The organism is Cupriavidus basilensis (assembly GCF_029335485.1).
Taxonomy (GTDB): domain Bacteria; phylum Pseudomonadota; class Gammaproteobacteria; order Burkholderiales; family Burkholderiaceae; genus Cupriavidus; species Cupriavidus basilensis_E.
On record NZ_JARJLM010000689.1, the window covers coordinates 1 to 24439 of the forward strand.

At 67.7% G+C, this 24439-nt stretch carries 21 protein-coding genes; 6 read left to right on the forward strand and 15 right to left on the reverse strand.

What is annotated here, in order from left to right; translation table 11 throughout:
* The 6 genes from glcE to P3W85_RS42660 all read right to left on the reverse strand — a co-directional run.
* A partial coding sequence (glcE, locus tag P3W85_RS42635) for a glycolate oxidase subunit GlcE (protein ID WP_276269253.1) occupies window positions 1–907 on the reverse strand: 907 nt, incomplete at its 3' end.
* Between the two features lie 40 nt (window positions 908–947).
* On the reverse strand, window positions 948–1883 hold the full coding sequence (locus tag P3W85_RS42640) for an ion transporter (RefSeq protein ID WP_017228332.1): 936 nt from the start codon (window positions 1881–1883) through the stop codon (window positions 948–950).
* 2 nt (window positions 1884–1885) lie between these two features.
* Window positions 1886–3379, reverse strand: coding sequence for an FAD-linked oxidase C-terminal domain-containing protein (locus P3W85_RS42645; RefSeq protein WP_276269254.1), 1494 nt, complete (start codon window positions 3377–3379; stop codon window positions 1886–1888).
* 292 nt (window positions 3380–3671) lie between these two features.
* Complete coding sequence (locus P3W85_RS42650; RefSeq protein ID WP_017228330.1) at window positions 3672–4190, reverse strand: GNAT family N-acetyltransferase; 519 nt, start codon at window positions 4188–4190, stop codon at window positions 3672–3674.
* A 39-nt stretch (window positions 4191–4229) separates the two neighbouring features.
* Window positions 4230–5120: a LysR substrate-binding domain-containing protein gene (locus tag P3W85_RS42655; protein ID WP_017228329.1), complete on the reverse strand. Its 891-nt coding sequence runs from the start codon at window positions 5118–5120 to the stop codon at window positions 4230–4232.
* A gap of 13 nt (window positions 5121–5133) precedes the next feature.
* Window positions 5134–6552 carry an FAD-binding oxidoreductase gene (locus tag P3W85_RS42660; protein WP_017228328.1) on the reverse strand — a complete coding sequence of 473 codons (1419 nt, stop codon included), beginning with the start codon at window positions 6550–6552 and terminating at the stop codon, window positions 5134–5136.
* Window positions 6553–6818: 266 nt separating this feature from the next.
* Here P3W85_RS42660 and P3W85_RS42665 point away from each other — a divergent pair, with 266 nt between their 5' ends.
* The 4 genes from P3W85_RS42665 to P3W85_RS42680 all read left to right on the forward strand — a co-directional run bounded on the left by P3W85_RS42665 (window position 6819) and on the right by P3W85_RS42680 (window position 13057).
* Complete coding sequence (locus tag P3W85_RS42665) at window positions 6819–7364, forward strand: cob(I)yrinic acid a,c-diamide adenosyltransferase (protein WP_276269255.1); 546 nt, start codon at window positions 6819–6821, stop codon at window positions 7362–7364.
* A 270-nt stretch (window positions 7365–7634) separates the two neighbouring features.
* The gene (gene dnaK / locus P3W85_RS42670) at window positions 7635–9587 is read left to right on the forward strand and encodes a molecular chaperone DnaK (RefSeq protein WP_017228326.1); all 1953 of its coding nucleotides are present in this window, start codon (window positions 7635–7637) and stop codon (window positions 9585–9587) included.
* Window positions 9588–9763: 176 nt separating this feature from the next.
* The gene (gene dnaJ / locus P3W85_RS42675; protein WP_017228325.1) at window positions 9764–10906 is read left to right on the forward strand and encodes a molecular chaperone DnaJ; all 1143 of its coding nucleotides are present in this window, start codon (window positions 9764–9766) and stop codon (window positions 10904–10906) included.
* 222 nt (window positions 10907–11128) lie between these two features.
* Window positions 11129–13057, forward strand: a complete 1929-nt coding sequence (locus P3W85_RS42680; RefSeq protein WP_276269256.1) for a bifunctional anthranilate synthase component I family protein/class IV aminotransferase — start codon at window positions 11129–11131, stop codon at window positions 13055–13057.
* A gap of 64 nt (window positions 13058–13121) precedes the next feature.
* Here the strand turns inward: P3W85_RS42680 and panB are convergent, their stop codons facing one another.
* The 6 genes from panB to hda form a co-directional block, all read right to left on the reverse strand.
* Window positions 13122–13943 carry a 3-methyl-2-oxobutanoate hydroxymethyltransferase gene (panB, locus tag P3W85_RS42685; RefSeq protein ID WP_017225795.1) on the reverse strand — a complete coding sequence of 274 codons (822 nt, stop codon included), beginning with the start codon at window positions 13941–13943 and terminating at the stop codon, window positions 13122–13124.
* Between the two features lie 223 nt (window positions 13944–14166).
* Window positions 14167–14808, reverse strand: a complete 642-nt coding sequence (locus P3W85_RS42690) for a deoxynucleoside kinase (RefSeq protein ID WP_276269257.1) — start codon at window positions 14806–14808, stop codon at window positions 14167–14169.
* Window positions 14809–14887: 79 nt separating this feature from the next.
* Window positions 14888–15406, reverse strand: coding sequence for a 2-amino-4-hydroxy-6-hydroxymethyldihydropteridine diphosphokinase (gene folK / locus P3W85_RS42695; protein ID WP_276269258.1), 519 nt, complete (start codon window positions 15404–15406; stop codon window positions 14888–14890).
* Window positions 15406–17010: a polynucleotide adenylyltransferase PcnB gene (pcnB, locus tag P3W85_RS42700; RefSeq protein WP_276269259.1), complete on the reverse strand. Its 1605-nt coding sequence runs from the start codon at window positions 17008–17010 to the stop codon at window positions 15406–15408. The genes folK and pcnB overlap by 1 nt, the downstream gene beginning before the upstream one ends.
* Window position 17011: 1 nt before the next feature.
* The gene (locus P3W85_RS42705) at window positions 17012–17686 is read right to left on the reverse strand and encodes an HAD family hydrolase (protein WP_276269260.1); all 675 of its coding nucleotides are present in this window, start codon (window positions 17684–17686) and stop codon (window positions 17012–17014) included.
* A 114-nt stretch (window positions 17687–17800) separates the two neighbouring features.
* Window positions 17801–18508 (reverse strand): DnaA regulatory inactivator Hda, encoded by a 708-nt coding sequence (gene hda / locus P3W85_RS42710; protein ID WP_017225790.1) that lies wholly within the window; start codon window positions 18506–18508, stop codon window positions 17801–17803.
* A gap of 279 nt (window positions 18509–18787) precedes the next feature.
* On the opposite strand from hda, the gene purM reads away from it, so the two are divergent.
* Window positions 18788–19840 carry a phosphoribosylformylglycinamidine cyclo-ligase gene (purM, locus tag P3W85_RS42715; RefSeq protein ID WP_017225789.1) on the forward strand — a complete coding sequence of 351 codons (1053 nt, stop codon included), beginning with the start codon at window positions 18788–18790 and terminating at the stop codon, window positions 19838–19840.
* Window positions 19841–20013: 173 nt separating this feature from the next.
* Here purM and P3W85_RS42720 read toward each other — a convergent pair whose 3' ends face one another.
* The 3 genes from P3W85_RS42720 to mutL form a co-directional block, all read right to left on the reverse strand.
* A complete protein-coding gene (locus tag P3W85_RS42720; protein ID WP_276269261.1) occupies window positions 20014–20517 on the reverse strand; it encodes a GNAT family N-acetyltransferase in 504 nt (167 codons plus the stop codon).
* A gap of 73 nt (window positions 20518–20590) precedes the next feature.
* Window positions 20591–21547: a tRNA (adenosine(37)-N6)-dimethylallyltransferase MiaA gene (gene miaA, locus P3W85_RS42725; RefSeq protein ID WP_276269262.1), complete on the reverse strand. Its 957-nt coding sequence runs from the start codon at window positions 21545–21547 to the stop codon at window positions 20591–20593.
* Window positions 21548–21604: 57 nt separating this feature from the next.
* The gene (gene mutL, locus P3W85_RS42730) at window positions 21605–23635 is read right to left on the reverse strand and encodes a DNA mismatch repair endonuclease MutL (protein WP_276269263.1); all 2031 of its coding nucleotides are present in this window, start codon (window positions 23633–23635) and stop codon (window positions 21605–21607) included.
* Between the two features lie 169 nt (window positions 23636–23804).
* Here mutL and P3W85_RS42735 point away from each other — a divergent pair.
* Window positions 23805–24439 (forward strand): VTT domain-containing protein (locus tag P3W85_RS42735; RefSeq protein ID WP_276269264.1); only part of this gene is annotated, 635 nt, incomplete at its 3' end.

Genomic DNA, 24439 nt, shown 5'->3' on the forward strand with positions numbered 1-24439 from the left:
TGCTATCCGTGCCGCCCAGCCACCAGCGCTGGCCACCGCCCCATTCGATCAGCTGTCCGCCGCCAGGCAGCGCCAGCGGCGCCGCGGTGGTGGGCACGGCGATGCGCCATAGCGCCTGGCCGGCCTGCGCCGGGGCGAAGAAGGGATGGCTTTGCTCGCGCAGCGCGCGCCACAGCGCATCGGCCTCGCCGGGCTCGACAGCGTCCCCGCCAAGCCGCTCGCGCGCGGCCCGCAGGGCGGCCGCCGCGCCCGACAGGCGCAGATGCAGCACGCCATCGTGCCAGGCCGAGGCGGCAATCGGCAACGGCTGGCCGCCCCACTGGTTGAGGCGGTCGAGCGCCTCGGCCTCGTCCATCGGGAAGCGCAGCGTGGCATCGTCGAACGGCAGCGGCAGGACCTTGAGCGAGACTTCCAGGATCAGGCCCAGCGTGCCGAGCGATCCTGCCATCAGCCGCGATACGTCGTAGCCCGCCACGTTCTTCATCACCTGGCCGCCAAAATTCAGGACGTCGCCGCGGCCGTCCATCACCCGCGCCCCCAGCACGAAGTCGCGCAATGCGCCCACTGCCTGCCGGCGCGGGCCGGACAGCCCCGCGGCCACCGCGCCGCCAAGGGTGGCCCCCTGGGCAAAATGCGGCGGCTCGAAGGCCAGCATCTGGCGCCGTTCGGCCAGTGCCGCCTCGATCTGCGCCAGCGGCGTGCCGCAGCGCGCGGTGATCACCAGCTCGGGCGGGTCGTAGTCGACGATGCCGTCATAGGCACGCGTGTCCAGCACGTCCCCCTGCAATTGCTGGCCGTAGAAATCCTTGCTGCCGCCGCCGCGCAGGCGCAGCGGCGCGCGCGTGTCGGTGGCATGCCGGATGGCATCGCGAAAGGCATCGAGGGTGGCTTGCTGGTCGGCTGGCATGGTGGCTGGCTGGGTTTGGCTGGGGTTGCCGTGAAGGGGGTCAGGCGGAGGAAGACGGGCGGCCTGGCGGCGCGGCGGCCTGCTCGCCCTCGTCACGGTAGTGTGGCAGCGCGTTGCCGCAGTGCTTGCAGTAGGCGGCGTCGGGATCGTGGCCTTCGGTCAGGCAATGGGTGCAGGTGCGCGTGGTCAGCGGCCGCTTCATGATGCTGGCGGCCAGCTCGGCGCCCACGATGCCGGTCGGGAAGGCAATGATGCCGTAGCCCAGCAGTATGGTCAGCGAGGTGATGAACTGCCCCAATGGCGTCTTGGGCACCATGTCGCCGAAGCCGGTGGTGGTCAGCGTCACCACCGCCCAGTACATGCTCACGGGGATGCTGGTAAAGCCGTGCTGCGGCCCCTCCACCACGTACATCACGGTGCCGAGGATCACGGTGATGATGAACACGGTGCCTAGAAAGACGAAGATCTTGCGCCGGCTGTTGGCCAGCGCGCGGTAGAGGATCTGCGCCTCCTCGAAATACACCGTCAGCTTGAGGATGCGAAAGACCCGCAGCAGCCGCAGCAGGCGCACATCGATCAGGAAGGCCAGTTCCGGCACGAAGAAGGCGAGCCAGGTCGGGATGATGGACAGGAAGTCGACCACGCCGAAGAAGCTGAACACATAGCGCAAGGGACGCCGCACCACCAGGATGCGCATCACGTACTCGGCGGTAAACAGCAGCGTGAACATCCACTCCAGCACGGTGAAAATGGTGCCCAGCCGGAGGTTTACCGCCGGCAGGCTGTCGAACATGACGATCAGCACACTGGTCACGATGCCCAGCAGCAGGACGATGTCGAACAGCCGCCCGTTGCGCGTGTCGGCCTCGAAGATGATGGTGTACCAGCGCTCGCGCCAGCCCGACTCGGGCTTGCCCAGGCGTTGGCGCGTCTGGGCGCTGCGGTGCTCGCGCTGCGTGGCGTGTTGGCTGGCCATGTTCAGAAGCGCGGCAGGTCGGGATGCGGCAGCAGCCCGCGCTTGACGTGCATGCGCCCGTACTCGGCGCAGCGCGCCAGCGTGGGGATGGCCTTGTCGGGGTTGAGCAGGCGAGCCGGATCGAAGGCCGCCTTGACGCCGAAGAACAGTTCGCGCTCCTCGGGGGAGAACTGCACGCACATGGAATTGAGTTTCTCCACGCCCACGCCATGCTCGCCGGTGACGGTCCCGCCCAGTTCCACGCAGCTCTCCAGGATGTCGGAGCCGAACAGCTCGGCGCGGTGCCATTCGTCCTGGTCCGCGCCATCGAACAGGATCAGCGGATGCATATTGCCGTCGCCGGCATGGAACACGTTCATGCAGCGCAGGCCATATTTGCGCTCCATCCCTTCGATGCGCTTGAGCAGGGTGCCGATGTGCTTGCGCGGGATGGTGCCGTCCATGCAGTAATAGTCCGGCGAGATGCGGCCGGCGGCGGGGAAGGCATTCTTGCGCCCGCTCCAGAAGCGCAGCCGCTCGGCCTCGCTTTGCGACACCGCGATGCGGCTGGCGCCTGACGCGCGCAGCACCTCGCTCATGCGTTCCACTTCCTCGGCCACCTCTTCCGGCGTGCCGTCGGATTCGCACAGCAGGATGGCGGCAGCGTCGAGGTCGTAGCCGGCGCGCACGAATTCCTCCACGGCGGCGGTGGCGGGCTTGTCCATCATTTCCAGCCCGGCCGGGATGATGCCGGCGCCGATCACGTCGGCCACCGCGTTGCCGCCCTTGGCCACGTCGTCGAAGCTGGCCATGATCACCTGCGCCAGTTGCGGCTTGGGGATCAGCTTGACGGTCACTTCGGTGACCACCGCCAGCATGCCTTCGGAGCCGACCAGCACGGCCAGCAGGTCCAGCCCCGGCGCATCCGGTGCCTCCGAGCCGAACTCCACCACTTCGCCCTCCATGGTGACGGCGCGCACACACAGCACGTTGTGCACGGTCAGGCCGTACTTCAGGCAATGCACGCCGCCTGAGTTCTCGCTGACGTTGCCGCCGATGGTGCAGGCGATCTGCGAGGACGGGTCGGGAGCGTAATAGAGGTTGTACGGCGCTGCGGCCTCGGAGATGGCGAGATTGCGCACGCCGGGCTGGACCACCGCGGTGCGCGAACGCACGTCCACGCCGACGATGCGCTTGAACTTGGCCAGCGACAGCACCAGGCCGGTGGCGATCGGCATGGCCCCGCCCGACAGGCTGGTGCCGGCGCCGCGCGGCACCACGGGCACCTGCAGCGCATGGCACAGGCGCAGGATCGCGCAGACCTGCTCCTCGCTGTCGGGCAGCGCCACCGCCATCGGGATCTGGCGGTAGGCCGCCAGGCCGTCGCACTCGTAGGGGACGGTGTCTTCAGGCTTCCACAGCAAGGCCGCATCGGGCAGGATCTTCGCCAGGCCTTCGAGTAGCGCGGTGCGGCGGCTGTCGTCGGTGACCGGTGAAACTTCGTGCGGGGCATTCATGGGGACTCCTGTGATGGCCGCCGGCGCCTGCCATGGCAGGGCGCAATCGGGTGGGGAGCAGGGACTATAGCGCAGCCGGGGCGCCGCGCAGCCCTGCCGGTACGTGAATTCCGCATGGCAGGCTGATCAAAATCGCTCATGATGGGCCTGGGCGGGAACCATGCCGGCCTTGGCGCGGGTGTCCTCGCCGCGCAGCCACATCGATTCCAGCTTAGCACCGGGGTGGCGCTATCCGGAGATGCTGCGCCTTCTGCCCGCGTGCCGTTCATGCCAGCGCCGCCCGGCTCGCCGCTCAGCGCGGCAGCATGTGCACCATTTCCAGCTTGTCGTGATAGTCCGGTGCCACATAGAGCGCCTCGGGCTCGATGCCGTAGCGGCGGAACCCCATCGCCTCGTAGAGCGAAATCGCGGCGGTATTGGACACGTTGACGCAGAGCGTGACCTGGCGCAGCCCCGGCATGGCGGCGGCCAGCGCCATGGCCTCTGCCATCAGCCGGCGGCCCAGGCGCCGGTCGCGATAGCCCGGCGCCACATACATGCCCCAGATGGAGGCCTTGTGCCGCTGCTTGACCTTGTCCTCGCGCATCACGCCGACCACGCCGGCCAGCGCGCTGCCGTCCCCGGACGCCTCGAAGGCGCCGAGCACTGCTTTTTCGGGCGTTGCCGCCAGGCGTGCGGCGACGGTCGCGAGCGGCAGGTCGCGTTCTTCCTCGTAGCTCGAACCGAAGGCGGCGGGTGCTTCCAGCAGGCCTTCCAGGCGTAGCGCCTGATAGGTTCCGGCATCGGCGGGGGTGAGCAGGCGGATCTGCATGGGGTTCTCCGTGCTTGTTGTCGAAGCGGCCGCCAGGGCCTACCAGTCCAGGCCCAGCAGCCAGTCGACGAAATAGCGTGCCTCCGGCTTCGGCGGCGCCTGTTCGCGCTCGACGATGTAGTAGCCGTGCGGCGATACCGACTCGATATCCAGCAGGCGCACCATCTGCCCGAGCGAGAGCCAGTGCTGCGCCATGCGCTGGCGCACCAGGGCCACGCCCTGGTTGGAGGCGATGGCTTCCAGCATCAGGCCGATATCGTTGAATTGCGGGCCGGTCTGGGGCTCGGGCCAGTCCAGGCCGGCGGTCTCGAACCAGGGCTTCCACGGTTCCAGCGGGCTGCGCAGCAGCACCAGGTTGTGCAGGTGCTCCGGCCGGGTGACGGCGCGGCCATCGATGCGCTCGTAGTATTCGCGCCCGCAGGCCGGGAAGACCGGCTCGACCAGCAGCCTGGTCGTCTTCAGGCCGGGGTAGCGCCCGGTGCCGTAGCGGATCTCCACATCGGTATCTTCCGCCTTCACATCGAGGAAGGGGATGGCGAGGTGCAACTCGGTGTCGATGTGCGGGTACAGCGCGGTGAACTCGGGCAGGCGCGGCACCAGGTGCTGGCGGCCGAAGGTGGGCGGGATCGCCACCCGCAGCCGGGTGCGCTGCTTGTTGTACTCGGGGCGCGCCAGTTCGTTGAGCGACTTGAGCGCGTCCTGCACGTTACGCAGCTGGCGCATGCCCGACGCGGTCAGCCGCAGCGCGGCGTTGGAGCGCACGAAGAGGTCCTCGCCCCACAATTCCTCGAGGTTCTTGATGCGGTGCGATACCGCGCTGGGCGTGACCGACAGTTCCTCGGCCGCGCGCGCGAAGCTGCCCAGGCGGGCGGCGGCTTCGAACGCGATCAGCAGGTGCAGCGGCGGGATGCGGTTGAACACAGATGCCATGCCGCGCCGGTCCTCAGCGCGCCGGGCGGAAGATCTTGCCCGGATTGAGGATATGGTTGGGGTCGAGCGCGTTCTTGATGGCGCGCATCAGGTCGAGCGCGTCTTCGCCGTGCTCGCTGACCAGGAAATCCATCTTGTGCAGGCCCACGCCGTGTTCGCCCGTGCAGGTGCCGCCCATCGCCAGCGCGCGTTCCACGATGCGCCGGTTGATGGTCTCGGCCTCGGCCAGTTCCTCGGGCTTTTCGGGATCGGTCAGGATCGCCACATGGAAATTGCCGTCGCCCACATGGCCGACGATGGGGCAGGGCAGGCTGGAGGCATTGAGGTCGCGCTCGGTCTCGGTCACGCAATCGGCCAGGCGCGAGATCGGCACGCACACGTCGGTGGTGACCGCCCGGCAGCCCGGCTTGAGCTGCAGCATGGCGAAGTAGGCGGTATGGCGCGCGTTCCACAGCCGGCTGCGGTCTTCCGGCCGGGTGGCCCACTCGAAGCCCTGGCCGCCGTGCTCGGCGGTGATCTGCTGCACGGTCTCGGCCTGCTCCTTGACGCCGGCCTCGGTGCCGTGGAATTCGAAGAACAGGTGCGGCATCTCCGGCATGGCCAGGTTGTCGTGCCGGTTGATGGCGCGGATGGCCAGCGCGTCGACGAACTCCACGCGCGCGACCGGCACGCCCAGCTGGATGGTCTCGATGGTCGCCTGCACCGCGCTGCCCATGCTGGGGAAGGCGCAGATGGCGGCGGAGATGGCCTCGGGCTGCGGATACAGGCGGACCGTGACCTCGGTGATGATGCCCAGCGTGCCTTCGCTGCCGATCATCAGCCGGGTCAGGTCGTAGCCGGCGGAAGACTTGCGGGCGTGGGTGCCGGTCTTGACGATGCGGCCGTCGGCGGTGACCACGGTCAGCGCCAGCACGTTTTCGCGCATGGTGCCGTAGCGCACCGCATTGGTCCCTGAGGCGCGCGTGGCACACATGCCGCCCAGCGAGGCATCGGCGCCCGGGTCGATCGGGAAGAACAGTCCGGTGTCCTTGATTTCCTGGTTCAGCTGCTTGCGGGTGACCCCCGGTTGCACCGTGACGTTCAGGTCTTCGGGCTGCACCGACAGCACCCGGTTCATCTGCGACAGGTCCAGGCTGATGCCGCCCGCCACCGCCAGCAGGTGGCCTTCGAGCGAGGAGCCGGCGCCGTAGGGGATCAGCGGTACGCGGTGCGCATTGCACAGGCGGGCCACCTCGGCGACTTCCTCGGTGGTATGGGCGAAGACCACGCCGTCCGGCGCGGCCGGCGGGAAGGGCGATTCATCGCGCCCATGGTGGTCGCAGACGCCGGGAGAGGTGGAGAAACGTTCGCCGAAGCGGGCCTGCAGGGCGTCGCGCACGGCGCCAGGCAGGGGTTGGCGCACCAGCGCGGCGTGGGAAAGGGGATGGTTCATGGCGTCTCCGGCGGGTCTGTGATGGCCGGATGCCGTCCGCGCCGGCCTTGGCAAGGCCGCGCCGAACGGTGCCGGCATTCGCACCCGGTAGCGTATCGAGCGAATCCCGTTATTCTACGCCGCGCCCGGCCGGCTCCGCAGCCGCGGGCGCCGCAACGGCCACTTGGCGGGTTTCGCCGGGGGTTTCCCCGATCCCCGCGCCGTGGCCTGCCGCGCCTGCCCCGATGCGCGCCATAATGTGAGATTCGCCAACGCAGGAGACCCGCATGGGCAACCGCCTGACCAAGATCGCCACCCGCACCGGAGACGCCGGCACCACCGGGCTTGGCGACGGCAGCCGCACCGGCAAGGACAGCCTGCGCATCGCCGCCATCGGCGATGTCGATGAGCTCAATTCCAACCTCGGCGTGCTGCTGACCGAGGCGCTGCCCGACGACGTGCGCTCGGCCCTGCTCCATATCCAGAACGATCTGTTCGACCTCGGCGGCGAGCTGTCCATCCCCGGCTACGTGCTGGTCAAGCCCGAGCAGGTGCTGCAACTCGACGAATGGCTGGCGCACTACAACGCCGACCTGCCGCGCCTGGCCGAATTCATCCTGCCGGGCGGCGGCCGCGCAGCGGCGCTGGCGCATGTGTGCCGGACGGTTTGCCGGCGCGCCGAACGGGCGCTGGTGGCGCTGGGCGCGCAGGAAGCCCTCAACGAGGCGCCGCGCCAGTACCTGAACCGGCTTTCCGACCTGCTGTTCGTGCTGGCACGCGTACTCAACCGCGCCGATGGCGGCAACGATGTCCTTTGGCAGCGTGGCCGCTAGGGGGGGGGGTTACCTATTGGCGGTGCACCGGGAAGCCGCGGATTGTTGTATTTTTAGTGACACAAGAAGCACAAAATCCGGGGGTGGCGCACAACGTCCCCGAACGTACCTCAACTTGGCCGTTCCGCCTGCCGCCGAGCGTGGAGGAGAAGTCGAGGAATTTACTCGGAATTGCCTTCCCGGCCCTTGAAATGGCCCCGGACGGCCACATTTCGGCCTCAGGATGAATTGCAGTCCCCGCGCGGAGCGGGGCTCAAGAGGAGAGAACAAATGGGTAAGATCATCGGTATCGACCTCGGTACCACCAATAGCTGCGTCGCGATCATGGAAGGCAATACGCCCAAGGTGATCGAAAATGCCGAAGGCACGCGTACCACCCCGTCGATCATCGCCTACATGGAAGACGGTGAGATCCTGGTCGGCGCGCCTGCCAAGCGCCAGGCGGTCACCAATCCGCGCAACACCCTGTACGCGGTGAAGCGCCTGATCGGCCGCAAGTTCGAAGAAAAGGAAGTGCAGAAGGACATCGGCCTGATGCCCTACTCCATCGTCAAGGCCGACAACGGCGACGCATGGGTGTCGGTGCGCGACCAGAAGCTGGCGCCGCCGCAGGTGTCGGCAGAAGTGCTGCGCAAGATGAAGAAGACCGCCGAGGACTACCTTGGCGAGCCGGTGACCGAAGCCGTGATCACCGTGCCGGCTTACTTCAACGACTCGCAGCGCCAGGCCACCAAGGACGCCGGCCGCATCGCCGGCCTGGACGTCAAGCGCATCATCAACGAGCCGACCGCGGCCGCGCTGGCCTTCGGCCTGGACAAGAACGAAAAGGGCGACCGCAAGATCGCCGTGTATGACCTGGGCGGCGGTACCTTCGACATCTCGATCATCGAGATCGCGGACGTGGACGGCGAGAAGCAGTTCGAAGTGCTGTCGACCAATGGCGACACCTTCCTGGGCGGCGAAGACTTCGACCAGCGCATCATCGATTACATCATCGGCGAGTTCAAGAAGGAACAAGGCGTCGACCTGTCCAAGGACGTGCTCGCGCTGCAGCGCCTGAAGGAAGCCGCTGAAAAGGCCAAGATCGAACTGTCGAGCTCGCAGCAGACCGAAATCAACCTGCCGTACATCACGGCGGATGCCTCGGGTCCGAAGCACTTGAACCTGAAGATGACCCGCGCCAAGCTGGAAGCGCTGGTCGAGGAACTGATCACCCGCACCATCGAGCCGTGCCGCATCGCCATCAAGGACGCCGGCGTCAAGGTCAGCGAGATCGACGACGTGATCCTGGTCGGCGGCATGACCCGCATGCCCAAGGTGCAGGAACAGGTCAAGGAATTCTTCGGCAAGGAAGCGCGCAAGGACGTGAACCCGGACGAAGCCGTGGCCGTGGGCGCCGCGATCCAGGGTTCGGTGCTGTCGGGCGACCGCAAGGACGTGCTGCTGCTGGACGTGACGCCGCTGTCGCTGGGTATCGAGACCCTGGGTGGCGTGATGACCAAGATGATCACCAAGAACACCACCATCCCGACCAAGCATGCGCAGGTGTTCTCCACCGCCGACGACAACCAGCCGGCCGTGACCATCAAGGTGTTCCAGGGCGAGCGTGAAATGGCGACCGGCAACAAGCTGCTGGGCGAGTTCAACCTCGAAGGCATCGCGCCGGCGCCGCGCGGCCTGCCGCAGATCGAAGTCTCGTTCGACATCGACGCCAACGGCATCCTGCACGTGGGCGCCAAGGACAAGGCGACCGGCAAGGAAAACCGCATCACCATCAAGGCGAACTCGGGCCTGTCGGAAGACGAGATCCAGCGCATGGTGAAGGACGCCGAGGCCAACGCCGAGGAAGACAAGAAGGCCCGCGAGCTGGCGGATGCCCGCAACCAGGCCGACGCGCTGATCCACTCGACCAAGAAGGCTGTCACCGAATACGGCGACAAGCTGGAAGCGGGCGAGAAGGAAAAGATCGAAGCCGCGATCAAGGAACTGGAAGACGCCGCACGCGGCGGCGACAAGGCCGAGATCGATGCCAAGGTCAGCGCGCTGTCCGACGCGAGCCAGAAGCTGGGCGAGCGCGTCTATGCCGACATGCAGGCCAAGGCCGGCGACGCGGGTGCCGCGGGCGCGGCCGGTGCTGCCGGCGCGGGCCAGCAACAACAAGCCCAGCCGCAGGACGACAACGTCGTGGACGCCGAATTCAAGGAAGTCAACGACAAGAAGTAATGGATGAGCGGGGGAGGGGCGCGGTGCGCAACACCGGCGCCAGCCCCTGTCCCGACGCCGGGCGACGGGCATTGGACCAAGCGGATGACCGCCGTCGAATGCCTCGCTCGGCTTTTTTGCTATTCGCTCGGACGGGTTTAGGACGCGCTTCCGGGCCAATCAGGTAAGCAGCCACCATGGCAAAACGTGACTACTACGAAGTGCTCGGGGTGGGCAAGAACGCCGGCGACGACGACATCAAGAAGGCGTATCGCAAGCTGGCGATGAAGCACCACCCGGACCGCAATCCGGACAGCAAGGATTCCGAAGAGAAATTCAAGGAGGTCAAAGAGGCCTACGAGATGCTCTCCGACCCGGAGAAGAAAGCGGCCTACGATCAGTACGGCCACGCCGGCGTCGACCCCAATATGGCGGGCGGCTTCGGCGGCGGCGGCCAGGGCTACGGCGGCTTCGCCGAAGCCTTTGGCGACATCTTCGGCGATATCTTCGGCCAGCAGGGCCAGGCCGGCGGACGCCGGGGCGGCGGTCCGCAGGTGTACCGCGGCGCGGACCTGCGCTACAGCATGGAAATCACGCTGGAGCAGGCAGCCCACGGCCACGAGGCGCAGATCCGCGTGCCGCACTGGGATGAGTGCGAGCACTGCCACGGCAACGGCGCCGAGCCCGGCACCAACGTCGAAACCTGCCCGACCTGCCATGGCGCGGGCCAGGTGCGCGTGTCGCAGGGCTTTTTCTCGATGCAGCAGACCTGCCCCAAGTGCCACGGCACCGGCAAGCATATTCCCAAGCCTTGCACCAAGTGCCACGGCCAGGGCAAGCTGAAGTCGCAGAAGACGCTGGAAGTGAAGATTCCCGCCGGCATCGACGAGGGCATGCGTATCCGCTCCTCGGGCAATGGCGAGCCGGGCATCAACGGCGGCCCTCCGGGCGACCTGTACGTGGAAGTCCACATCAAGCAGCACGCGGTGTTCGAGCGCGACGGCGACGACCTGCACTGCCAGATGCCGATTTCCTTCGCCACGGCGGCGCTGGGCGGCGACCTGGAAGTGCCCACGCTGGGCGGCAAGGCCAGTTTCCCCGTGCCCGAAGGCACCCAGCCCGGCAAGACCTTCCGCCTGCGCGGCAAGGGCATCAAGGGCGTGCGCTCGGGTTATCCCGGCGATCTCTACGTGCACATCAACGTGGAAACGCCGGTCAAGCTGACCGAGGCGCAGAAGGACATCCTGCGCCAGTTCGACCGCTCGGTGCACGAAGGCGGCTCGCGCCACAGCCCGCAGGAACAATCCTGGCTGGACAAGGTGAAGAGTTTCTTCAGCTGATCCGGCAAGGGGTAGAGGCCGGCCACGCGTCAAGGCGTGGCCGGCTTTTTTGTTTTGTGGGGGTGGGCAAAACCGTTGGCTTCGCTCGCTGTGGCTCCCAGTCAAATCACCCCTCTCCCCAACCTTCTCCCTGAGGGAGAGGGGCCGGGGAGAGGGCGGGCGCGCGATAATGCCGATGTCGCCCGCCGACTGGCGAACTCAATTTACGCTGGTGATTTCCCCGTGGCTGTCTCCCTGACCCGCTCATCTTCCTCTCCCTCTCCCGGCCTGCCGCCGCAAGCGCCCGCATCTGCGGAGCCCTTCGTCCTGCTCGACGACGCCACCGCCGCGCCCGGCGAGGCATCCTCGCGCCTGTACACCGGCTTTGCCCGCGAAGACGTGCTCCCCGACGCCGCCGCCATCGGCACGCTCGACACGCTGCTGGCCGAAGGCTGGCGCCACGGCTGGCATGGCACGCTGTTTGCCCCTTACGAATTCGGCGGACCGCTGGTCGGTGTCGCCGTCCATGTGGACCAGGCGCTGCCTTTTCACGATGGCGCATTGCGGCTGCTGTGGTTCAGGCAGATGCGCAGGCTCGACACGCGGGAGGTCGGGGCGTGGCTCGCGCAGGCCCGCGATCCGGGGGGCGAGCCGGCCGGCGTGATGGAGGTTACCGCCGACACGCCGGAGCCCGCCTTCCATGCGGCCATCGCGCGGATCCATCAGTGGATCGAAGCCGGCGACACTTATCAGGTCAACTTCACGCAGCGTTTGCGGTTCCGGGAGTTCGGCGATCCGCTGACCCTCTACGCCGCGCTGCGCGCCGCCCAGCCCGTGCCCTACGCAGCGCTGGCGCGGCTGCCCGGGGAGGGCTGGGTGCTGTCGCTGTCCCCCGAACTGTTTGTCCGGCATGACGGCGAGGGCCGCCTGCTGGCGCGCCCGATGAAGGGCACGGCACCGCTCACCGGCGACAGCGCGCGCGATGCCGGGGCCGCGGCGGCGCTGGCGCAGGATGCCAAGAACCGCGCCGAGAATGTCATGATCGTCGACCTGCTGCGCAACGATCTCGGCCGCATCGCCGTGCCCGGCACGGTGGCCGTGCCGGACCGCTTCGCGGTGCAGCCCTTCGGCCGGGTGTTGCAGATGACTTCCACCGTGACCGCCATCGCGCGTGCGGGCACCAGCCTGGCCGACCTGATGCGCGCGCTGTTCCCCTGCGGCTCCATCACCGGCGCGCCCAAACGGCGCACCATGCAGATCATCGGCGAACTGGAGCCGGCCCCGCGTGGCCTCTACACCGGCTCGATCGGCTGGATCGACGCGCCCGCCGCCGGGCAGGGCAATCGATGGCCCGGCGCCTTCGCGCTGTCGGTGGCAATCCGCACGCTAGTCCTCGGCACGCAGGGCCCTGACGGATTGCGGCCCGGCGAGATGGGCGTCGGCGGCGGTATCGTGCATGACAGCGATGCCGCCGGCGAATATGCCGAGTGCGGCTGGAAGGCCCGCTTCCTGACCGCGCACGATCCGGGCTTCACCCTGTTCGAGACCATGCGGGTGGAAGACGGGCAATGCCTGCGCCTGGACCAGCACCTGGCGCGGCTGGCCGCTTCCGCCGCCTGCTTCGGCTTTTGTTTCGAGCGCGCCAGCGTGTTCGAGGCCGTGCGCGCGGCGGCGGTTCGGCTGGGGGCCGGCACCTGGCGCCTGCGGCTGGCGCTGGACAAAGCCGGCACCATTGCCGTTGCCCACGGCCCGCTGGCGCCGCTGGCCACGGTGCCGGTGCGGGTGCTGCTGGCACCCCAGGCGCTCCCGGTGGTGAATGCGCTGCATCGCCATAAAACCAGCGTGCGCGCTGTCTATGACGCCGGCTGGCAGGCGGCCGAGCGGGCCGGGGCCTTCGACAGCCTGTTCTTCAATACGCGCGGCGAATTACTGGAAGGCGGACGCAGCTCGGTCTTCGTCAAGGTGGATGGCGAGTGGCTGACGCCGCCGCTGGCGGCGGATATCCTGCCCGGCGTGATGCGCGCGGCGGTGCTGGCGCATGGCGCGCGCTACCTGGGCGGCCCGGTGCGCGAGGCGATCGTCACGCGGGCCATGCTGCTGCGCGCCGAAGCGCTGGCGCTGGCCAATTCGCTGCGCGGCGTGCTGCCTGCGGTATTGCTGGCCGAAGGCTGAACCAGGCGCTACCGCCCGGCCGGCGCCACGCGCAGGCCGGGGAAGCCGTGCGTGGCGGCGCCGGTCAGGCCGAGAAGGTGTGCTCGACGGCCGGGAAGCTGCCGTCCTTCACGGCCGCCACGTAGGCGCGCACGGCGGCTTCGATCGAGGTGGCGCCGTCCATGAAGTTACGCACGAACTTGGCCTTGCGGCCCGGGTAGACGTTGAGCATGTCCTGCAGCACCAGCACCTGGCCGGAGCAATCCACGCCGGCGCCGATGCCGATGGTGGGGATGGTCAGCAGGCCGGTGACCACGCCGGCCACTGCCGCGGGTACGGCTTCCATCACGATCAGCTGGGCACCGGCGGCCTGCAGCGCGAGCGCATCGCGCTTGATCTGCGCGGCGCCTTCGTCGGTCTTGCCCTGCACCTTGAAGCCGCCCAGCGCGTGCACCGACTGCGGCGTCAGGCCGATATGGGCGCACACCGGAATGCTGCGCTCGACCAGGAACCTGACGGTAGGCGCGAGCCAGTCGCCGCCTTCCAGCTTGACCATCTGCGCGCCGGCGCGCATCAGCGCCACGGCGCTGGCAAAGGCCGCCTCGGGCGTCGGGTAGGTGCCGAAGGGCAGGTCCGCCACCAGCAGTGCGCTCTGGTTGCCGCGCGCCGCGCATTCGGTGTGATAGACCATCTGCTCGAGCGTCACTGGCAGCGTGGTCTGCTGGCCCTGCATGACATTGCCGAGGGAATCGCCGACCAGCAGCACCTCGACCCCGCAGTAGTCGAGCAGCGCGGCGAAGCTGGAATCGTACGCGGTCAGCATGGCGATTTTCTCGCCGGCGGCGCGCATGGCCTGCAGCTTTGGGATGGTGACGGTCTTGCGGGAGGGGTCGAGGAGGTAACTCATGACGTTGGCCGGTAGAGAGACGGGGAGCCGGGCCGGCCGCAGTGCATCCATGCATCGGTGACCGACCATCGTCGATCTGCTTTTTGCATCGGCTTCAATGCGGCCAGGCCTCTGTCCCTTTCAGTTCGCCTTGCCCCGAGGCACGCAGCCCGGTCGATGCGGGCCGCCGGCTTCGCGGCAGCGACTGTTGTCGTTATGGTTAAGGCTGGCAGGCGGGAACCTGTCAGGGCGCAGCGAGATTGAGAAAGGCCTTGCGGCCGCGCATGTTTTCGATGCGCGACAGTAGTGTACGGAAATCTCCGTCATTGTCCACCGGACTGAAGTGGGCGGTGTCGACGATCATGACCGGTGCCTCGTCGTAGCGGTGGAACAGCTCGCCGTAGGCATCGGCCAGGCGCTCCAGGTAGGCATCGTCGATGCTGGACTCGCCCGGCGCGTTGCGGCGCGCGATGCGCTCGCGCAGCAGGGCAGGCGAGGCCTGCAGCACGATGACGAGGTCCACCCGCTGGCCCTGGGCGGGCAGGCGCGCGGCAAGGGCGTCGTACAGCGCCAGTTCGTCGGCTGGCAAGGTCAGCCCGGCATAGAGCCGGTCCCTGGTATGGAGGAAGTTGCCCACCATGCGCTGCCCGGCCAGCAGCGCCGCCTGCCAGGCCTGGAGCTGCTGCGCGCGCTGGTTCATCAGCGACAGCTGCAGCGGCAGGGCATAGCGTGCCGGCTCGCGGTAATAGCGTTCCAGGAAAGGGTTTTCGCGGGCCGCGTCGAGCAGCTCGCCGGTGCGCAGGGTTTGCGCCAGGCGCTGTGCGAGGGCGGTCTTGCCGGCCCCGATGGGGCCTTCCACCACGATGCGGCGCAGATGATCGAGCATGGGCGGGTCCTGTCGGCTAAGGAAAGGCAGGCAAAGGGGGCGGATGGCGCGGGCCCGGTTGGCCGATGCCGGTCATGGCTCAGGACGCGTCGCGCGCTTCCCGCTGCCGCGTGCATTGGCAGAACGAGATCTTTTCGATGCGCTGCGCATTGACCGCGGCCAGGTAATCGGCCGCGCGGCCGAGGCCGGGGATGGCCAGGTCGGCGTCGAGTTCAAGCAGCGGCACCAGCGTGAAGGCGCGTTCGGTCACGCGCGGATGCGGCACGATCAGGTGCTCTTCCTGGTGGATTTCGCTGCCGAACAGCAGCAGGTCCAGGTCGAGGGTGCGCGGCGCATTGTGGAACGGCCGCTCGCGGCCGAACTGGTCTTCGATGTGGTGACAGATGCGCAGCAGCTGGAGGGCGGTAAACGAGGTTTCCACCTTGACCACTGCGTTGTAATAGTCGTCGCCTGTCGCATCGACGGGAGCCGTGCGATAGAGCGACGATCTCGCCATCACCGTGATGCCGACCTGCTGGGCCAGGCATACGATGGCATCTTTCAGGGCCTGCCGGGCGTCGCCCAGGTTGGCCCCGATGCCGATAAAGGCAAGTGTCATTACGATTCCTCCGGCTGGACGCGCACCTTGCCGGCTTTCCGGTCTTCAGCCGAGCCGGGTTCCGGGCTCGCGTCCATATCACTGCGCGCAGAAACTTTATCCGATTTCCGCGGAGCGCGCCGGCGGCGCTTCTTGCGTGCCGGGCCGCCACCCTCGCCGTCGTCGGCAAACTCGCCGCTCTCGCCGCCGCCGGTTCCACTGGCGCCGCCGCCCTGCTTGCCGCCACCGCGCGGCGGGCGCACGGCATCGATCAGGGCTTCGCGGCCCTCGCTATCGGCGTTCTGGAAGTCCTGCCACCAGCGTGCCAGTTCGGCCGGCTGCTCGCCGGATTCGCAACGCAGGTAGAGGAAGTCGTAGCCGGCGCGGAAACGCGGGGATTCGATCAGGCGGAACGGCATACGGCCCACGCGCTTCTCGAAGCGCGGCTGCATGCCCCAGATGTCCCGCATATCGGTGACAAAGCGGCGCTGGATGGCGAGCTGGCCGGTCTGGCGCTCGAGCACGTCGTCCATGGCCGTATTGAGCGCGGCGATGGCGTGTTCGCCCTCCTCGCGCAGCGTGGTCCAGCGCTGCAGCACGTGGTGCCACAGCAGCGCGGCGAACAGGAAGCCAGGCGACACCGGCTTGCCGACCTGCACGCGCTGGTCGGTGTTGTCCAGCGCCAGCTGCACGAAGCGCTGGCCCATCGGCTGCTCCAGCGCGACGTCCAGCAGCGGCAGCAGGCCGCGGTGCAGCCCGGCCTTGCGCAATTCCTGCAGCGAGGCCCAGGCGTGGCCCGACATCAGCAGCTTGAGCATCTCGTCGAACAGGCGCGCGCTGGGCACGTTGTGGATCAGCGAGGCGAGGTCGGCGATCGGTTGGCGGGTGGCCTCGTCGATGGTGAAACCGGTCTTGGCGGCGAAACGCACCACGCGCAGCATGCGGATCGGGTCTTCGCGATAGCGCGTGACCGGGTCGCCGATCATGCGCAGCGTGCGCGCGCGGATGTCTTCCATGCCCTGGTGATAGTCATGCACCGTCTGTTGGGCAGGGTCGTAATACATCGCGTTGATGGTGAAGTCGCGGCGTTCCGCGTCTTCCGACTGCGAGCCCCATACGTTGTCGCGCAGCACGCGCCCGGAGGCGTCGATCGCATGGGTCTTGCTGTCCAGTTCGGCGCGCTTGAGGCGGCGCCCTTCGGGCAGCGTCTCGCTGGCGACGGCATCGACCAGGGCGCGGAAGGTGGAGACTTCGATGATCTCCTGCTCGCGCCCGCCGTAGAAGGTCACATGCACGATCTGGAAGCGCCGGCCGATGATGCGCGAGCGGCGGAACAGGGCTTGCACCTGGTCCGGCGTGGCATTGGTGGCGACGTCGAAATCCTTGGGCTTGATGCCCAGCAACAGGTCGCGCACCGCGCCGCCGACGATAAAGGCCTGGTATCCCGCCTGCTGCAGCGTGGAGGTGACCTTGATGGCGTTGCGCGAGATCAGCGACTGGTCGATCTGATGTTCGTCATGCGCCACGATGCGCGGCGTATGGGCACGGCTGCCACGGCGTTTGGCGGCGGGGCGCTGCTGGGAGCCCGGCTTGCCGAGCAGCCGGTTGATTAGCTTCTTGATCACGTCAGAACAGATCCATGATGCGCCAGCCGGCCGCGGCGGCGTGGTGACGCAGGCGATCGTCCGGGTTGGCGGCGATCGGTTCGCTGACCTTTTCCAGTAGCGGCAGGTCGTTGGCCGAATCGCTGTAGAAGGTGGTGGTTTCGAAGGCATCCCATTGGGTGCCCATGCTCTTGAGCCAGGCTTCGACGCGGGCGATCTTGCCCTCGCGGAAGCAGGGAATGCCTGCGACTTCGCCGGTGAAGGCGCCGTCGGGCAGGCCGCTGGCGGTCGCTGGCTCGGTGGCGATCAGATGCTTGATGCCAAAGGCCGTGGCGATCGGTGCGGTGACAAAGCTGTTGGTGGCGGTGACCACCGCGCACAGGTCGCCGGCGTCGAGGTGCTTGTAGACCAGCGCACGCGCCTGCGGCGTGACCACCGGATCGATCACTTCCCGCATGAATTGCCCGCGCCATGCCTCCAGGCGGTCGCGCGGGTTGGCGGCCAGCGGCGCCAGCGCGAAACGCAGGAAAGCCCGGATATCCAGGGTGCCCGCCTTGTACTGCCCATAGAACTCGTCGTTCCTGCGGCGGTAGGCTTCCTCGTCGACAACGCCTAGGCGCACCAGGAAGCGCCCCCATTCGTGGTCGCTGTCGGTTGGGAGCAGGGTGTGGTCGAGGTCGAACAATGCCAGATTCATGGGCGGCGATTTTACATTAACGTGACTTGGGCCGTTTCTTTAAGTAGCTGGGTGACGTCGGATACAAGCATGGGGCATGCCAAGGGCAGCGTGCGCTACACCGGCAGCCCTTGCTCACTCCCGCAGTTCGGCGAACATTTCACGCAGCAGGGGCAGGGTGACGGCACGCTTGCGCTCCAGCGAATACGTGTCCAGCGCATCCAGCAACGCCATCAGGCTGGGCATGTCGCGGTAGTGGCGCGTGACCAGCCAGTGCGGGATTTCCGGCGAAAGCTGCAGGCCGCGCTCGCGGGCGGCCTGCACCAGCGCCGTCATCTTGTCCTCGTCGGACAGCGGCGCGAGCTGGTAGACCAGGCCCCAGCCCAGCCGGGTGCGCAGGTCCTCGCGCACCGGCATGGCCAGCGGCGCCTGGCTGCCGGCTACCACGATGGCGGTGCGCACGTGGGCGCGCACCTCGTTGTACAGCGAGAACACGGCGATCTGGCGCGCTTCGTCGAGCAGTTCGACGTCATCCACGGTGTAGAGCTGGCAGCTCGGGTCGAAGATGAAATCCGACAAGGCATGATGCGGGCTCAGGTAACGGCAGCGGATGCCGGCCTGGTAGCCGCTGTCGCACACCGCGTGCAGCAGGTGGGTGCGGCCCGAGCCCACTTCGCCCCACAGATAGATCAGGCGGTCGGCGGCCCGCTCCTGCGCCACGGCCGCGGCCAGGTCGCGCAGGCGTTGCACCGGTTCGCGGTTGGCAGCCACGAAAAAATTCTCGAAGGTCGAGGGTGGCGGACTGCCAAGTTCCAGCGAAAGCTGCTTGGGGCGCGAAAACATGACGTATTGGTTACTTACGGTAAAGGTCAGCTGTCAGGTAAACGCGTCGCGCCGGTCTTGCGCCGACCGCCTCGCAGGCGTGGCCAGACCGGCCAATGGCCGCCGGAAACAACTTCATCGGGAATGGCTGGGGGCAGGGCTTCATGACGCGGCACACCGGAAACTGGAAGCCGGAAGCCTGTATCCGTTAAAATTGCAATTCTACTGGACTCGCGGCCGCAAATCGCCGTCGTGAGCGCCGCATTACTCACTTCACACCTCCAGGACAAGCAGGTTCACATGAGCGCATCCCCCACTTCCGGCCAGGCAGGCCTTTCCTACCGCGATGCCGGCGTCGATATCGACGCGGGCGACGCGCTCGTCGATCGTATCAAGCCGTTTGCCAAGCGCACCATGCGCGAGGGCGTGATGGCCGGCATCGGGGGCTTCGGCGCGCTGTTCGAGCTGTCCAAGAAGTACAAGGAGCCGGTGCTGGTGTCAGGCACCGACGGCGTGGGCACCAAGCTCAAGCTGGCCTTCCAGCTCAACCGCCACGATACCGTGGGCCAGGACCTGGTGGCCATGAGCGTCAACGACATCCTGGTGCAGGGCGCCGAGCCGCTGTTCTTCCTCGACTACTTCGCCTGCGGCAAGCTTGACGTGGAAACCGCCGCCACCGTGATCCAGGGCATCGCCCATGGCTGCGAGCTGTCGGGCTGCGCACTGATCGGCGGCGAGACCGCCGAGATGCCGAGCATGTACCCCGATGGCGAATACGACCTGGCCGGCTTCGCGGTGGGCGCGGTGGAGAAGAGCCGCATCATCGACGGCAGCACCATCGTGCCGGGCGACGTCGTGCTGGGCCTGGCTTCGTCGGGCGCGCACTCCAACGGCTACTCGCTGGTGCGCAAGATCATCGAAGTGGCCAAGCCGGACCTGAACGGCGACTTCCACGGCCAGCGCCTGCAGGACGCCATCATGGCGCCCACCCGCATCTACGTGAAGCCGCTGCTGTCGCTGATCGAGACCCTGCCGGTCAAGGGCATGGCCCACATCACCGGCGGCGGCCTGACCGAGAACGTGCCGCGCGTGCTGGCGCAGAACGTCACCGCCGTGCTGCAACGCGACGCCTGGACCCTGCCGCCGCTGTTCCAGTGGCTGCAAGCCCACGGCAACGTGGCCGACGACGAAATGCACCGCGTGTTCAACTGCGGCATCGGCATGGTGGTGATCGTCGCCAAGGAAGACGCTGACCGCGCCATCCGCCACCTGCAGGCCGCCGGCGAAGCCGTGTGGCAGATCGGCGAGATCCGCGAGCGTGAAGAAGGCCAGGCGCAGACCATCGTGGCCTGAGTTTCCGGCTTTCGATAAAAAACGGCACACGCTCTGGCATGTGCCGTTTTTTTATCCATGGAGCGCAGGCCGAAGCCGACAGCATGCGCCAGAACCGTTTGGAATGACGACGGTGTTTACTCCCTATCCCCTGATGGAGAGAGGGGCAAACCGTCGATGCATGGAGGACCGGGTTACGCAACCGCTCCCAGCTTCTCCAGCGCCTCCCCGGTAACGCGGCAAATCCGCCAGTCCGGCATCACGTCCGCCCCCATCGCCCGGTAAAACTCGATCGACGGCGTGTTCCAGTCCAGCACGCTCCATTCGAAGCGGCCGCAGCCGCGCTCGAGCGCCAGCGCCGCGAGGTACTTGAGCAGCATCTTGCCCAGGCCGTGGCCGCGCCATGCCGGGTCCACATAGAGATCTTCCAGATACAGCCCGGGTTTGGCCAGGAAGGTGGAGAAATTGTGGAAGAACAGGGCGAAGCCGACGGCTTGCGCACCCTGTGCACCCGGCGCCTCCACCAGCACCGCCTCGGCATGCGGGTGCGCGCCGAACAGGGCTGCGCGCAGTTTTTCCGGCGTGGCCTCGACCAGGTGGGTGAGCTTCTCGTATTCGGCCAGCGCCGTGATCAGCGCGAGCAGGGTTGCGCAGTCGTCGGGGGTGGCGGGGCGCAGTATGAAATCGGTGGCGGGCATGGCGGGTTTGACGGTATCGGCAAGGGACAAAAAAACGATTATCGCCTATCCGTCACATCCCGCCATGGCGCCGCTACGCCTGCCCGATCCTTGCCAGCCGCGCCACCTGCGCGGCATAGCCTGCTGCCAGGCAGTCCACCACCTCGCGTTCAGGCGTGCTGCGCAGCCAGGTCAGCTGGCGCTTGCAGAGCTGGCGGGTGGCCGCTAGGCCGCGTTCGCGCATGGTGGCGAAGTCGGTCTCGCCGTCGAGGTATTCCCACACCTGGCGGTAGCCGACGCAGCGGATCGAAGGCAGCGTGGGCTGCAGGTCGCCGCGCGCGCGCAGCCGTTCCACTTCCTCGATCAAGCCGCCGGCCAGCATGGCGTCGTAGCGGGTAGCGATGCGCGCGTGCAGCACCGCGCGGTCTGACGGCTCCAGCGCGATCACGCGATAGCGGCGATCGGCGGCGCCGGCAAAGGTGCGCTCGTCGGCCTGCCGCGCCAGCAGCGCGGACATCGGCTGGCCGGTCAGGCGGTGGATCTCGAGCGCGCGCTGGATGCGCTGGGCATCGTTGGGCGCCAGCCGCGCCGCCGTGACCGGGTCGGCTTGCGCCAGCATCGCGTGCAACGCCGGCCAGCCGCGTTGCGCGGCCAGCGCGTCGAGCTCCGCGCGCACGGCCGGGTCGGCCTGCGGCAGATCGTTCAGGCCCTGGGTCAGCGCCTTGTAGTACAGCATGGTGCCGCCGACGATCAGCGGTTCGCGGCCGCGCGAACGGATATCGGCGATCAGCCGCTCGGCGTCGGTCACGAACTGGGCGGCCGAGTAGCTGTCCGCCGGGTCGATGATGTCGATCAGGTGGTGCGGCACCGCGGCCAGTTCGGCCGGCGAGGGTTTGGCGGTGCCGATGTCCATCTCGCGGTAGACCAGTGCCGAGTCCAGGCTGATGATCTCGATCGGCGCCTGCGCGGCCAGCGCCAGCGCCGCGGCGGTCTTGCCAGAGGCGGTGGGGCCGAGCAGGCAGACCACCGGCGCGTGGGCCGGTGCGGTCAAGGAAGCGGTAGTGGTCAAGGCAATGGGATGATAAAGCGGGTCAGGCCATGGCCGGGCTTACTGCCCGCGCAGGAACAGGCGGTCGAGCTCGGCCACCGACAGCTGCACCCAGGTGGGCCGGCCGTGGTTGCACTGGTCGGCGCGCTCGGTCTGTTCCATCTGGCGCAGCAGCGCGTTCATTTCTTCCACGGTGAGCTTGCGGTTGGCGCGCACCGCGCTGTGGCAGGCCAGCGTGGCCAGCAGTTCGTTCTGGCGCTCGACCAGCACGCGCGAGCCGCCGAAGGCCTGCAGGTCGCGCAGCACGTCGCGCGCCAGCGCTTCGGTGTCGGCTTGCTTGAGCAGGGCCGGGATGGCGCGTATCGCCAGCGTGGTGGGCGAGACCGGGGCGATGTCGAAGCCGAGCAGGGCAAGGGTTTCCTGGTGTTCCTCCGCGGCGCCGATTTCCACCGGGCTGGCGGTCAGCGTGACCGGGATCAGCAGCGGTTGCACCGCGAGCTCGCGTGCCTCGAGCGCGGTCTTGATCTGCTCGTACAGGATGCGCTCGTGGGCCGCGTGCATATCCACCAGCACCAGGCCGCGCGCGTTCTGCGCCAGCACATAGATGCCGTGCAGCTGCGCGATGGCATAGCCCAGCGGGTTGGCGTCGTCTTCGGCGAATTCCTGCCGGGGCAGCTGTTCGAGCAGGCCGGGCGGGTCGTTCTCGCGCGCGGCCTGCGCATCGGCCAGCCAGGCCGGGGGCGTGCTGCCGGGGCCGGTGGCCGGGGAGCGGGAGAAGCCATTTGCGGTTGCCCCGGCTGCCGGCTGGATTGCGTCGCGCATCATGCCGAGGTAGGCCTGCCGCGGCTGGGCGATGCCGAGTTCGGTCTGGCGCGCGGCGGCGCTGTAATCGACCCACGGGCGAGCGCCGGCATTGGGGCCGCCTGTGCCACCGGCGCCAGCGGTCCTGCCCGAGCCGCCGAAGCCGCCCGATCCGCCAGGCCTGCCGGCGCTCCCGAAGCCGCTGGTGCCAGAGGCACCAGCCGGGGCGGGCGCGTCATCGGCGTCCGGGCTGGTATGCAGGCTGTCGCCCTGTTCGCCGGCCTGGCGCGCCAGGCAGCGCTGCACGGCGTGGTAGACGAACTGGTGCACCCCGCGCGATTCGCGGAAGCGCACCTCGATCTTGGACGGGTGCACGTTCACGTCCACCATCTCCGGCGGCAGGTCCAGGCACAGCACATAGGACGGGAAACGGTCGCCGTGCAGCACGTCCTGGTAGGCGCTGCGCACCGCGTGGGTGAGCAGCTTATCGCGCACGTAACGGCCGTTGACGAAGAAGAACTGCTGGTCGGGGCGGCCGCGCGACGCCGTGGGCAGCCCGGCGAACCCATACAGGTGCAGGTCGCCGGCCTCTTCGTCCAGCGCCAGGCGGGCCCGCGCGAACTCGGCGCCGAGCACCTGGCCGGTGCGCGTGGCGACGTCGCCCGCGTTCCAGTGCTCCATCGGCTTGCCGTTGTGGTGCACCGAGATGGCCACGTCCGGGCGCGCCAGCGCCGCGCGTCGCACCATCTCCAGGCAGTGGCCGAACTCGGTTTGTTCCGATTTGAGGAACTTTCGGCGCGCCGGCGTGTTGAAGTACAGGTGCTGCACGTCGACGGTGGTCCCGACGCCGCCCGAGGCAGGCTGCACGCTGCCGGTGTCGGCGACGACCTGCATGGCATGGGAGTCGCCGGCGGTGCGGCTGGTCAGCGTCAGCTCGGAGACCGAGGCGATCGAGGCCAGGGCCTCGCCGCGGAAACCCAGCGTCAGCACCGCTTCGAGTTCGTCCAGCGAGGCGATCTTGCTGGTGGCGTGGCGCATCAGCGCGACCGGCAGCTCCGCGGCCGGGATGCCGCAGCCGTTGTCGGCGATCACGATCCGGCGCACGCCGCCTTCTTCCAGGCGGATATTGAGCTGGGTGGCACCGGCGTCGAGGGCGTTTTCAAGCAGTTCCTTGACCACGGAGGCGGGACGCTCCACCACCTCGCCGGCCGCGATCTGGCTGATCAGCTGGTCGGGCAGGGGGCGGATGGGACGGAGCGGCTGGGCGGGGTGCGAGGCTTGGGCGGGCATGGACGGAATTATACGTGGGTGCATCGCCTGGGCTCCGCGCATCCGGTGCGCGCTGGCGGCCCAATGGCCCAATAAGGTGACTTTGGCGTCAGCCCGGTCTTGTATGATGTCGGCTGAATTGAGAACTTAGAATTTCGAATCTAGAACGGGGATCGAATTGGATATCGTATTGCAGTTTCTCGACATGCTGCTGCACGTCGACAAATACCTAGGCACCGTCATCCAGAACTACGGCGCGTGGGTCTATGCCATTCTCTTTGCCATCGTCTTCGCGGAGACCGGCCTGGTGGTGCTGCCCTTCCTTCCAGGGGATTCGCTGCTGTTCATCGCCGGCGCCTTCTGCGCCACGGGCCATATGAACGAATGGGTGCTGGTCGGCATGCTGCTGGTGGCGGCCATCGGCGGCAATACGGTCAACTATCTGGTGGGCAGCTGGGTGGGCCCCAAGGTGTTCGACGGCCATTGGCGCTTCCTGGACCAGCAGGCGCTGCGCAAGACCCACAATTTCTATGAGCGCCACGGCGGCAAGACGCTGGTCATGGCCCGCTTCCTGCCGATCGTGCGCACCTTCGCGCCCTTCGTTGCCGGGGTGTCGCAGATGACCTTCGCCAAGTTCCAGCTGTTCAACGTGCTTGGCGCGGCCGCCTGGGTCCTGGGCCTGGTGTTCGCCGGCTATTTCTTCGGCAACCTGCCTTTCATCAAGCAGTACCTGAACCTGATCGTGCTGGCGGGCATCGGCGCGGCCATCGTGCCGCTGATGCTGGGCGGGCTGTGGAAACTCGTGCGCGGCGGCAAGCGCCGTAC

What these genes read in the sequence shown, in the direction of transcription:
- P3W85_RS42640 (WP_017228332.1), bottom strand. Translation starts at nt 1,883, where the DNA reads ATGGCCAGCCAACACGCCACGCAGCGCGAGCACCGCAGCGCCCAGACG.
- P3W85_RS42645 (WP_276269254.1), bottom strand. Translation starts at nt 3,379, where the DNA reads ATGAATGCCCCGCACGAAGTTTCACCGGTCACCGACGACAGCCGCCGC.
- P3W85_RS42650 (WP_017228330.1), bottom strand. Translation starts at nt 4,190, where the DNA reads ATGCAGATCCGCCTGCTCACCCCCGCCGATGCCGGAACCTATCAGGCG.
- P3W85_RS42655 (WP_017228329.1), bottom strand. Translation starts at nt 5,120, where the DNA reads ATGGCATCTGTGTTCAACCGCATCCCGCCGCTGCACCTGCTGATCGCG.
- P3W85_RS42660 (WP_017228328.1), bottom strand. Translation starts at nt 6,552, where the DNA reads ATGAACCATCCCCTTTCCCACGCCGCGCTGGTGCGCCAACCCCTGCCT.
- P3W85_RS42665 (WP_276269255.1), top strand. Translation starts at nt 6,819, where the DNA reads ATGGGCAACCGCCTGACCAAGATCGCCACCCGCACCGGAGACGCCGGC.
- dnaK (WP_017228326.1), top strand. Translation starts at nt 7,635, where the DNA reads ATGGGTAAGATCATCGGTATCGACCTCGGTACCACCAATAGCTGCGTC.
- dnaJ (WP_017228325.1), top strand. Translation starts at nt 9,764, where the DNA reads ATGGCAAAACGTGACTACTACGAAGTGCTCGGGGTGGGCAAGAACGCC.
- panB (WP_017225795.1), bottom strand. Translation starts at nt 13,943, where the DNA reads ATGAGTTACCTCCTCGACCCCTCCCGCAAGACCGTCACCATCCCAAAG.
- P3W85_RS42690 (WP_276269257.1), bottom strand. Translation starts at nt 14,808, where the DNA reads ATGCTCGATCATCTGCGCCGCATCGTGGTGGAAGGCCCCATCGGGGCC.
- folK (WP_276269258.1), bottom strand. Translation starts at nt 15,406, where the DNA reads ATGACACTTGCCTTTATCGGCATCGGGGCCAACCTGGGCGACGCCCGG.
- P3W85_RS42705 (WP_276269260.1), bottom strand. Translation starts at nt 17,686, where the DNA reads ATGAATCTGGCATTGTTCGACCTCGACCACACCCTGCTCCCAACCGAC.
- hda (WP_017225790.1), bottom strand. Translation starts at nt 18,508, where the DNA reads ATGTTTTCGCGCCCCAAGCAGCTTTCGCTGGAACTTGGCAGTCCGCCA.
- purM (WP_017225789.1), top strand. Translation starts at nt 18,788, where the DNA reads ATGAGCGCATCCCCCACTTCCGGCCAGGCAGGCCTTTCCTACCGCGAT.
- P3W85_RS42720 (WP_276269261.1), bottom strand. Translation starts at nt 20,517, where the DNA reads ATGCCCGCCACCGATTTCATACTGCGCCCCGCCACCCCCGACGACTGC.
- mutL (WP_276269263.1), bottom strand. Translation starts at nt 23,635, where the DNA reads ATGCCCGCCCAAGCCTCGCACCCCGCCCAGCCGCTCCGTCCCATCCGC.